The organism is Microlunatus capsulatus (assembly GCF_017876495.1).
Classification (GTDB): Bacteria; Actinomycetota; Actinomycetes; order Propionibacteriales; family Propionibacteriaceae; genus Microlunatus; species Microlunatus capsulatus.
This window is the reverse complement of record NZ_JAGIOB010000001.1, coordinates 3,085,533-3,096,620: the sequence shown is the minus strand read 5'-3', so window position 1 is coordinate 3,096,620 and position 11,088 is coordinate 3,085,533. Positions and strand designations below refer to the sequence as shown.

The 11,088-nt window shown below is 66.8% G+C and carries 5 protein-coding genes; 3 read left to right on the top strand and 2 right to left on the bottom strand.

From position 1 onward, the window contains the following. Positions 1-530: 530 nt before the first annotated feature. The 3 genes from mobF (at position 531) to JOF54_RS14275 (ending at position 8,861) form a co-directional block, all read left to right on the top strand. Positions 531-2,429, top strand: coding sequence for a MobF family relaxase (mobF, locus tag JOF54_RS14285; protein ID WP_210057007.1), 1,899 nt, complete (start codon positions 531-533; stop codon positions 2,427-2,429). A 1,802-nt stretch (positions 2,430-4,231) separates the two neighbouring features. Next, the gene (locus tag JOF54_RS14280) at positions 4,232-4,750 is read left to right on the top strand and encodes a hypothetical protein (RefSeq protein WP_210056999.1); all 519 of its coding nucleotides are present in this window, start codon (positions 4,232-4,234) and stop codon (positions 4,748-4,750) included. A gap of 2,545 nt (positions 4,751-7,295) precedes the next feature. Next, the gene (locus tag JOF54_RS14275) at positions 7,296-8,861 is read left to right on the top strand and encodes an FAD-dependent oxidoreductase (protein ID WP_210056997.1); all 1,566 of its coding nucleotides are present in this window, start codon (positions 7,296-7,298) and stop codon (positions 8,859-8,861) included. A gap of 28 nt (positions 8,862-8,889) precedes the next feature. Here the strand turns inward: JOF54_RS14275 and JOF54_RS14270 are convergent, their stop codons facing one another. Together JOF54_RS14270 and JOF54_RS14265 are read right to left on the bottom strand one after the other, a co-directional pair. Then, positions 8,890-10,383 (bottom strand): phytoene desaturase family protein, encoded by a 1,494-nt coding sequence (locus tag JOF54_RS14270; RefSeq protein WP_210056988.1) that lies wholly within the window; start codon positions 10,381-10,383, stop codon positions 8,890-8,892. After that, entirely contained in the window at positions 10,380-11,075 is a 696-nt protein-coding gene (locus JOF54_RS14265) for a carotenoid biosynthesis protein (RefSeq protein ID WP_210056986.1), read from the bottom strand. The genes JOF54_RS14270 and JOF54_RS14265 overlap by 4 nt, the downstream gene beginning before the upstream one ends. Positions 11,076-11,088 lie beyond the last annotated feature (13 nt).

The window sequence follows — 11,088 nt, the reverse complement described above, 5'->3', positions numbered from 1 at the left end:
CACACGCTCACGGCACCACGCCTTGCTGTAGCGGCTGTCCAGCTGGAACCGACTCGGCTAGCTGGTGGCGTTGACTCCCACCCACCCTCAGTTCCTCGACCCGGCCAGTGGCGCCTGAGTGGTATTGAGCGCCCGCCGCGACTACCCGGTTTCCGCCTACTCAGAGGGCGTCACGGTCTCGACCGGCCTTGGCTGGTCAGCCCAATCTTCTGATGGGGGCACCAGTGCGGAGGTTCGAAGTGCACGCCGAGGCAGCGGTGACCCGATACCAACACCGCTAACCGGAAGGGAGTGCCCTGTCTCGTAGCGGCATCTGCCGCCTCTACCCCAGCCGAGGGTGGCCCTCTCCCCTCAACTCGGCGGCGGGCGAGGCAAGGGAGTCGAGCAGAGGCGCCACCGCGGGATAGCCCCGCAGCGTCCCATCGATCTAGCAAGGAGCGATCCGCCACACACCTGGTGCACCGTCGGGTCGTACCCCCGCCCCGCGTTGACCCTCTGGCACGTTCCCCCTCCTTCAGGCGGGTGTGACGATGAGTATCCACAAGCTGTCGGCCGGGTCGGGATATGACTACCTGACCCGGCAGGTGGCTGCGCTGGACGCTACCCACAAGGGCCGGGTCGGGCTGGCGTCGTACTACACCGAGCGAGGGGAAACGCCTGGGGTTTGGGTGGGCTCGGGCATGGCCGGCATCCACGGCCTGGTCGCCGGCGATGTTGTGACGGCGGAGCAGATGCGGTGCCTGTTCGGGGAGGGCCGGCACCCGTTGGCCGGTCAGCTCGAGGAGCTCGGGGACTTACCGGCGCTCCTACCACCGCCCTTCTTGGGGCTGCCCTTCAGCAGCGGGTCGAGCGAGATGCCGCCATTCCAGCGTGAGGTGGCCGTTCGGTTCGCAGCCTTCAATCAGGCGGCCGGCGGCCCGGCGGGATCCGCGATCCCGGCGGATGAGCGGGCGCGGATCCGGTCGGAGGTGGCGCGAGATTTCTTCCGTGTCGAGCATGGCCGTGAGCCGGCGGATGCCCGTGAGTTGTCCGGGGCACTGGCGAAGCTGTCCCGGCCGCGGTCAACGACGGTCGCCGGGTACGACCTCACGTTCTCCCCGGTGAAGTCGGTGTCGTCGCTGTGGGCGGTCGCCGACCCGAGGACCGCCGCGCTGATCGAGCAGGCGCATCAAGCGGCTGTGGCGGACGCGTTGCGGTTCCTCGAGCAGCACGCCTTGTTCACCCGCGAGGGGAGGGGTGGGGTGCGGCAGGTCGACGTCCGCGGCTTGGTGGCGGCGGCGTTCACGCATCGGGACAGCCGGGCGGGCGACCCGGATCTGCACACGCATGTGGCGGTGGCGAATAAGGTGCAGACGCTGGCCGGGAAGTGGCTGTCGATCGACGGCCGGCTGCTGTTCAAGGCGAAGGTGACCGCGTCGGAGACCTACAACACCGCCCTCGAACACCACCTCACCGATCGGCTCCGCGTCCGGTTCACGGAACGGCCGAACCCGGACCCGCGGAAGCGGCCGGTGCGCGAGATCGTCGGCGTCGACCCCGCCCTCAATGAACGCTGGTCGGCACGGCGGAAGGTCGTCGTGGTCCGGGAGGGCGAGCTGGCTGGTCGATTCCAGCAGGAGCACGGTCGGCCGCCGACGCCGGTGGAGGCGCTGCAGCTGGCGCAACAGGCCACGCTGGATACCCGCGATGCGAAGCATGAGCCCCGGACCCTGCTCGAGCAGCGCGCCACCTGGCACGCCGAGGCCGTGCACCTGCTCGGCGGCGCGCAGCAACTCCGCGGCATGCTCCGAACTGTCCTACAGCCCCCAGCAGTTCCATTTCAGACAGTGACGGCCGCCTGGCTGGCGGCGACTGCTCAGCAGGTGGTGGCGACGGTGGAGGAGCACCGGTCGACCTGGCAGACCTGGCACCTGCGGGCCGAAGCGCTCCGCCAGGTCCGGGATGCCGACCTACCCCTGGATCAGGTCGAGCGGGTCATCGACCAGCTCGTCGACCACGCCCTGCAGCGTTGCATCCCACTGACCCCGCCTGACGACGGGATCACCGAGCCCGCGTCTCTGCGGCGCGCGGACGGCTCGTCGGTCTACACCATCGCCGGCGCTGACCTTTATACCTCCGCCCGCATCCTCACCGCCGAGCAACGCCTGGTCGCCACCGCCGGCCTTCGCGACGGCTGGACGGTCGACCACGCTTCGGTCGAGCTGGCCCTGCTCGAGGCCGCCGCCAACGGCAGGCAGCTCGACCCCGGCCAGACGGCGCTGGTGCGGGCGATGGCCACGTCAGGCTCGCGGCTGCAACTGGCCATCGCCCCCGCCGGGGCAGGCAAGACCACCGCCCTGCACACTCTGAGAGCCGGCGCTTCCCCCGCTTACGAGCTCCCACCGGGGTCGGCCATCGCGGCATTGCAGTCTCTCCGCGGGTTGAGCTGACCTCCGTCCGCAGCCAGAGCGCAACACGCTGGCGGGACGCGCTTGACGACGCGAATTGCTAACAGGTGCTCCGCCTAGTGAGGCCGCGGTTGCCCGAGTGGAAGCGCAGCTTCATTGCGCTCGTGATGCAACGTCGACGGGCCTAGCCTGTTCCCATGAGCGGTTGGGCTGGTGACGCAACCTTGTAGGGGTTCGCGCCAGCTGGTGTTCGGTGCTCAAGGTGCGACGAGCCGCTGGCTGCCGGCGAGCGGGCTGCACTGGTGCCGGGTCTCGACGCTCAGGGCTGGGCGCACCTGGCTTGCCTCGTAAACGTTTGGGACCACGGACCCGGCGAGCACCGCACCGCCGAGTAACAGGGAAGACCGTGACCCCCCTGCCGACCCTGCCTTGGGGGCAGACAAGGCCTCGCCGCGCTCGGCAAGTTGGCGGGGATGGCTGGTCTTCACCGCGCCAGCGCGTACGAGCCCACCTAGAGTCGGGCCTCACTCCCGATCCGTAGCCTGGACGCCGCCAGAGTATCGCCGTGCAACTGATGACGGTGACTCCGCACGGGGGAGCCTGGCCCTACCACTCGTGGACGTCTCGATGGCGACTTACCGCTCTTGACAGACGGTCTCGCCGCCCTCAGGCTTCGGGACACTAGCCGATTGACGGCTACACCGCCTAGTACATGGGGGCAGTCATGGCGTGCGCATGCGTCGAGGCCCGCAAGTCAAGGTGCGCTTGGTGCAAGGAGGCGGAGGGGCAGGGGAAGCAACCCTCGCGTCACAATTGCCAATGGGGTAACTGCTCTTAATCCTACGCGTGGCCGTCGGGAACTCGACCGAGCCCGTCGCAGCATTCCCTGGGGGCTGGCTCACGGTTAAGATCCTGACTGCCAGGTGACCGATGGGCATCGACGGCTTCCGGCTATCAAGCAAAGTAAGCCTCGACCAAGGCGTTTCCTTCAGATCCCCACATCACCACAGTTGACGCCGCGGCAGATCTATATCACGTCGAGGTAGTAGCCGACGCAATTGCTGGCCCTGAGTGGATCAATTGCTTGAGCCTGAATAACGGCATTATAGGAATACAAGACTCGAAGGAGCGATCTCCCATGCAAGACGATAAGGAACGAACCCGGCGCGAGTTGAGAAGCAACATTGCTCGCCTTCGAAATGATCAGGCGAATGCGAAGGCACGCCTATCTCGACTCGACTCCCGCAGCAGGGAGGCTCAAAACATTATAAACACTATTGCGGGGTTGGAAGCGGAAATAACCTCTAATGAGATGAACCTTCGACGTTTGTAATCATCAGATTATCATGGCTACAGGCTGACGCCGCGATCGGGCGCCGTGTTGCCCAGAGCCCCGACGCTGCTCCTGTTGCTCATCCACTCAGTTGGATCACGTACCGGTGTCGACGTCGGCGAAAAAGCACAACCGCCGTCACGGTGGAGAGCTAGTGTGGTAAGCAGAGACTAGGCGACAACCCGAGAGTAGCCGGTGCCACCGACGAGTTCGAGCGGCTTCAAGGAAGCGACTGGACGGCGGAGCGGATACCGCAACATCTCCCCAGCCGCTAATCGACCAGGGGGGCTGGGCCTGGCCCGTTGGAGCACCTCCGCAGTTGTTCTAGGCGGAGCTGTGGTTTATGTGCTCGCGACCGCCTGGCGAGAAGCGACGCGCTAGCACGCCGGCCGGGCCAAGCCACCGAGGACGAGGACAAGCAGCAAACAACCTTTGCTTCGGAGCCCCAAGCAACGCAACGGTGCCCTATGCTTCCGGTCAGCAGTCGGACTCTTACCCTCCAGGGGGACTTATGTCGATCCATCCGGACGACCTCGCACGTATCCAGCAACTCTCCCGCTCAGCGCCCGTCACGGGGGATGTAGTCCCCATCGATTGGAATGTCTACGAGCAGGCGTTGAATCAAGCGTTCCCGGGAGCAGACGCCGTCGTTACGGCCTCCTGGTGCCGCTTTGGTAAGGCAATTATAGAGGCGTTAGTGGACTCCCCCAACTTCGCAATCGTTGGCCACCTCGGCATCTTTGTCTGCTCAGGCAAGAAGAAGATGATGGGCCTTGGAGGTCCAGCCTTCGACCAAATTCCTTGGTCCAAAGTCTCGACGTATGGCCAAGACGACTACGTCAGTAGCGACGGCAGGACCGCCAAGTTCGTAATTGAGTTCGCTGGCCCAGGCGGGATCTTCCTCGGTCGCCTCAACTGGCAAGTCTTCGCCAAGCGCTTCCAGCAGACCCGCAATGACGAGGCTGCGATGAACGCAGCTCGTGAGCGCGACCGCGTCTACAACGTGATTGAGGAACTGCTGTCCGCGTGAACGGCGCGCACCAAGGCGAACTTCAACCAACCGGTGCGTGGCACCGCACGAGGCGCTGTCTTCGAACATTGATGGTCGATGCTGGTGCTATCAGCAGCAGTACAACAGATTCTAGTTTCTCCCTATTGTGAACGGCGGAGGTGTCCAGGTCAATGACAGACTGGAATAAAATCAAGAAAGTCAAGTCCGCGGTCTCTCAGAAGTTGGACGAAACCGACTTAGCGAAGACCGCCGCGGATGCGGTCCTCGGCGCCTCCGATCTGATCAATGGGGCTGAAGCCGTGGCCGAGCGCAGCGGCTTAACCAAGCGCGACGGATCACTCTCCAAGATCAAGATCGCGAGGGCGGCTACGCGGCCGAAGGACACGGCTCGAAAGCTACTCGATGCTACGGCTGAGGAGATCCGCGCACGAAGAGACCGCCCCCGCGTTGACGAGTAGATCGAAGTGTGCTGCTCGACTCGCACGATGCCAGGCCCTTACTCGTTCGGACACCGGCGTTCTCAAGTCGCCGTTGGCGACCGATCGAGCGCGTCACAGAACGGGGACAACAACAGGACGGTGGGAGACTTCGTCGCGACCTGGCGGAGCGTGTTCGACAAGTGTTTTCGCTACCTGAACCGATGGCATGAAAGCGGTCACTGGGCCGAGCTACCCGCCTGCTGGAGGATCCGAGCGTGCGCCCCAAAGCGGGGACTCAACCCAGCCGATGGAGGCTAAAGAAGGATCCATCGCCTTCCACCGTCCTGCAATTGGCATGATTGCTGAGCGATCGAACTCGGACGGAACGAACCACATTTCCCGCAATGACCCGTCGACTCCGTTACCACCATTAGAAATCATTCCATCCCATAGTGCCAGCGTGATTCGACCACCGCGAGCCAACACATAGGAGACGAGACGAGCTGGAGGCAGGATTGCTGGACTACCTTGTGTCGACTGGAAGTTGGCGGCACCCTCTGGAATCGACCAAACCAGGCTTTCACGGCTTGTGATGTCGTAGCACTCGTCCTTAACAGACTCGAACGCTCGCAGAGACTCATCCAGGGATAGCTCGGTTCGGAACTTTCTCCCAATCCAGTGGTCTGGATTTATTTCGGGTCCGTTACTTTGGCTAGGAACAGACGTGCTAGTCCCCGTCAGCCGCTTATGATCGTCAGCCCTACCTGGCCCAACACCCGATCGACCTCTGACATAACTGTACAGCGCATAACCAACTGCCAGCACGACGAGCAGGAAGATTAACGTACCCATCGAAGCTAGCGGCGCTTCTGCTGACCGCTTTGGCCCCGCCCATCCATGTGCGGAGTGCTCTTATCCGTGAATACCTTGGAAGGCTTCTGCTCAGCCTCCCGCCTTCGATCCGCGCTTGCCTTCTGGCTGTCTCGGCTCTTGTTCGATCCGCGGTTTTCCTTGGCCACCTGTTTCTCCTTAGTTCGCTCTGGTACATCTTCCACACCGGGCGCAGCGGAACGATGCTGGTGGTATCAGCGAGAGGACCGCCAGCGTGGGAGAACCCGGCTTTGGACTCCACCGATCAATGCTGAGGTCGCGTACAGCCACCCGCGCCAGCGTCGCCGTGATAGGTCGCTACGCGACGAATCGCGCGGTGCCCATGCGGTCATGCGGCGCGATTAGGAGCAGGTGCCGGGCCACTGACACTTGTGATTCTTGAACCCGTTCGCGACGGCCTCTTTACACCAAGCGCACTGTCGTGCCCCAGCCTTCTCGCATGCACACGCCATTAGCCCGCCCCCTCGCACCCGATGAGTAGTGAGGCGATCCTCGCATCAACGGCCGTGTTTGACTAGGCTCGGCACTGACCCTCCTCGATCCGCAGCTCGACCCACGCGCCCTAGATCGAGGCTCAGCCGGTCGGCGGCGCCCAGTGCCTCTTTGACTCGAGTCTGCAGAGATGTCCCGCAGCCTTCCGTCGGCGACTATTGCAGATGCGCCGGACCCCGACGCCGTAGGCCGCAGAAGTGCGCGCTGAGGCTCAAGGCGCCGGGGCTCCGCCCCGCCGACGCGCGTCCTTCCCCAACTTCGGGTCGAGCTGCGATGGCATGGGAAGCGGTCACGGGACATGCTCCGGCCACAGCTTGTCGAGTCGGTGCCGGCGGTGAGCTTCGGCACCAGGGTCGGAGGGCCTGCCACCACGCGGGCAGCAGCATTGACAGCAATGCTGACAGCAACGGCACCGCTGGCGAGGGTATTGGCGCGCCCCCAATACTGGATCTGACTAGGCAGGGTAAGTCTCGCTGGACCCCTCGCGCCGACCTTGTAAACAGGCGGTTGTCGGTTCGAGTCCGACCGTCAGCTCCACTCCACCGGCTCGTCAGCGGCCGCCTGGCGCCTTGGGACGAGCGGCGGACACCAGCTGGCACGACGCCCCTCGAGCCAGATCCAGGGCTGGGGCCGCTGGCTATAGTCGAGCCGCCGCTCGCAGCCGTCGTCGGCAGAAGGAGTCGGTGACTCATGTCGAGCCTCGCGCTCATGCTCGTCGCGCCCAGGACCAGCCCGTCGACGAGCTCCAGCAGGCAGTCCCGATGAAGCAGACCTGGCTCCCCGGCCGCGACAGCAAGGCCGTTCGCCACCCCGCCAACGCGGGCGCCCTCCGCCCCTCCCCCGACGCGCACCGGCCCACCGCCCTCGTCCTCGGTGGCGGCATCGCGGGCATCGCGGCCGCCGTCGGCCTCGCCGAGCGCGGCGTCAGTGTCACCCTCGTCGAGCGCGAGCAGCAGCTGGGCGGCCGCGTCCGCGCCTGGCCCGTCGAGCAGGCTGACGGCAGCACGACGACCATGAGCCGCGGGTTCCACGCCTTCTTCCGGCAGTACTACAACCTCCGCGGGCTGCTGCGCCGCGTCGACCCGGCCCTCGAGGGCCTGACCGCCGTCGACGACTACCCGCTCGTCCTCGCCGGCGGGCACCGCGACTCCTTCGCCAACGTCCCGAAGACGCCGCCGCTCAACATGGCGGCCTTCGTCGCCCAGAGCCCCAGCTTCACTGCGGCCGACCTGGCGAACATCGACAAGGAGGCCGTCTGGGAGCTGCTCGACGTCGACTTCCCCGCCACCTTCTCCGCCCACGACGGCGAGAGCGCCGCCGCCTTCCTCGACCGGCTCGGCTTCCCCGACGCCGCGCGGCACCTGGCCCTCGAGGTCTTCGCCCGCAGCTTCTTCGCCTCCCCCGACGAGTTCTCCGCCGGCGAGCTCGTCGGCATGTTCCACAGCTACTTCCTCGGCTCGTCCGAGGGCCTGCTCTTCGACGTCCCCGTCGACGACTACGACACGGTCTTCTGGGCCCCGCTCGGCCGCTACCTCCACCGGCTCGGCGTCGAGGTCCGGACCGGTGAGTCCGTCCACGCCCTCGACCTCGGAGCCGACGACGGGCAGGTCCGGATCACCACCGGCGCCGGCACCCTCACCGCCGACACCGTCGTCCTGGCCACCGACCTCCGCACCACCCGTCACCTCGTGGACGGGACGGCAAGCATCCAGGACGACGCCGACTGGCGCGGCCGGCTCCTCGAGACGACGAACGCCCCGCGGTTCGCCGTCTGGCGCCTCTGGCTCGACCGCCGCGTCGACGCCGAGCGGCCCGCGTTCCTCGGCACCAGCGGGTACGGCCCGATGGACAACATCACCGTGCTGGAGCGGTTCGAGGCCGGCGCCCGCCGCTGGTCCGACGAGCACGAGGCGTCCGTCGTCGAGGTGCACGCCTACGCCCTGCAGCCCGAGGACGGCGACGACGACCAGGTCCGGGCCACCCTGCGGGCCGAGCTGGCCCGCGTCTACCCCGAGACCGCCGACGCGCAGGTCGTCGCCGACGCGTGGCTGGTGGAGGACGACTGCCCGCTGGTCGGCACCAGCCCGTGGCTGCGCCGTCCTGAGGTCGCAACGCCGGACCCGCGCCTGGTCCTGGCCGGTGACGGCATCCGGTGCGACTACCCCGTCGCCCTGATGGAGCGCGCGGCCACCACCGGCTTCCTGGCCGCCAACCAGCTGCTCGCCGGCTGGGGCCTCGCGGGCCACGACCTGTGGACCGTCCCCATGAGCACCCGCCAGCCGGCGCTGCTCAAGGCCAAGTCCCTGCTGGACCGCGTGAGCGCCTGAGCACGGCCATCGGCGACGAGCAGCAGCCTCAGACCGGCAGCGGCCCGCTGCTCGTGTCGCCGATGATCCGCTTGTAGGCCAGCTCGGCCGAGATCAGGCAGATCGGCATGCCGATGCCCGGGCTGGTGCTGGCGCCCACGTAGTAGAGGTTCGACAGCTTCTTGCTGATGTTGTTCGGCCGGAACGCCGTCTGCTTCATCGTGTGCGCCAGCCCCAGCGCCGAGCCGCCGTAGGCGTGGTAGTCGGCGGTGAAGTCGCGCGAGGTGTAGGTCCGCTCGAAGACGATCCGCGACTCCAGGTCGGGGACGTCGAAGTCCTGCACCAGCAGGTCCAGCGCCTTCTGACGGTAGGTAGCGATGTCGGCGTCGGTCATCGACAGCCCGGGCGCGACCGGGACGAGGACGAAGAGGTTCTCGTGGCCCTCGGGGGCCATCGACGGGTCGGTCCGGCTGGGCGCGCAGACGTAGTAGGACGGGTCGTCGGGCCAGGCCGGGTCGTCGAAGATCTGCCCGAAGCTGCGCTTCCAGTCCTGCCCGAAGGCCAGGTTGTGGTGGGTCAGGCTGGGCACCCGGCCCTCCAGCCCCAGGTAGAGGATGAACGCGCTCGGCGCCAGCGTCTTCTTGGCCCAGTACTTCGCCGGGTAGGTCCGCGCCTCCTTGGGCAGCAGCTCGGTCTCGGTGTGCGCCATGTCGGCGTTGGAGATGACGAGGTCGGCGTGCAGCTCCTCCCCCGACTCCAGCCGGACGCCGGTCGCCCGGCCGGCGTCGGTGAGGATCTGCGCCACCGGCACCTCGGTGCGGTAGCGGACGCCGTGCTTCGTGCCGATCGCCTCGAGCGCGCGGATGATCGAGTAGATGCCGCCGCGGGGGTAGAAGACGCCCATGTTGAAGTCGATGTGGCTCATGATGTTGTAGAGCGCCGGGGTGTTGTACGGCGAGGAGCCGAGGAAGACCAGCTGGTACTCGAGGATCTTCTGCACGGCGTCGGTGGAGAAGCTCCGGCTGATGTACTTGTGCATGTTCTCGAAGACGTGCAGCTGCCGGCCCTGCATCGCCGTCTTGCGGTCGATGAAGTCGAAGAAGCTGTCGTGGTTGCGGTACATGAACTGGTCGATGGCGATGGCGTACTGCTCCGCCGAGCTGTCCAGGTAGGTCCGCAACGCCTGCCCGCTGCCCGGCTCCAGCCGCTCGAAGGTCTCGACGTCGCGGTCGAGGTCGGAGAACATGTCGACCTCGAGGTCGGACCCGCGGAACGCGATCCGGTAGGAGGGGTCGAGCCGCTGCAGGTCCAGGTGGTCCTCGACGCGCTCCCCCAGCAGGGCGAAGAAGTGCTCGAACACGTCGGGCATCAGGTACCAGGACGGCCCCATGTCGAAGCGGAAGCCCTCGGCCTCGAAGTAGTTCGCCCGCCCGCCCAGCAGCGGGTTCTTCTCCAGCACGGTGACCTCGTGCCCGCGCTTCCCCAGCAGCGCCGCGCTGCCCAGGCCCCCGATGCCGCCGCCGATGACCAGTGCTGTGCTCACGGGGCGCGACGATAGCCGGGCGACAAAGCCACGACGGTCACGACGCCGACCGCCACCGCGAGCCACTGGCCGCTCCAGGCGTTCACGGCGGTCCAGAACACCAGCACCAGCCACAGGTTGCGGGCGAACAGCCCGGGCAGCGGCCGGGGCAGCCGGCGCAGGGCCAGCACGGCGATCCCGCCCGAGACGACCCAGCCGAGGAAGTTCACCAGCGGGACGCCGTAGTAGCGGCCCGGGTCGTCCCAGGCCCAGAAGCCCAGGCTCACGGCGGCCGGATCCAGCACCAGGTCGCAGACCACGACGAGCAGCACCGCCTGCCACGCGCGCCGGGTCAAGGCGAGGCTGCCCAGCAGCAGCGGCGTCCAGGCCAGCAGCACCGTCGGCGGGGCCAGCCCGAACATCGGCGGGCCGAGGATCCCGCTGTAGGAAAACCGGCCGTAGGGCACCCCGGTGGCGACGGCGACCGACTCGAACACGAGCGCGTAGAGGCCCAGCCCGAGCAGCAGGGCGGCACCGCGGCGCGCGCCCAGCCAGCGCAGCGCGCCGACGACCACCGGCGCCGAGAACAGCAGGATGGCCAGCGCCGAGACCCACCACCAGCGGGGCTGCAGGGGCGCGCGGACCAGCCCCCCGGCCGCGGCCACCAGGAGGGCGGCGAGCAGCCAGCGATGCCGTCGGAAGGCTTTGTCCACGCCGCCTAGCATG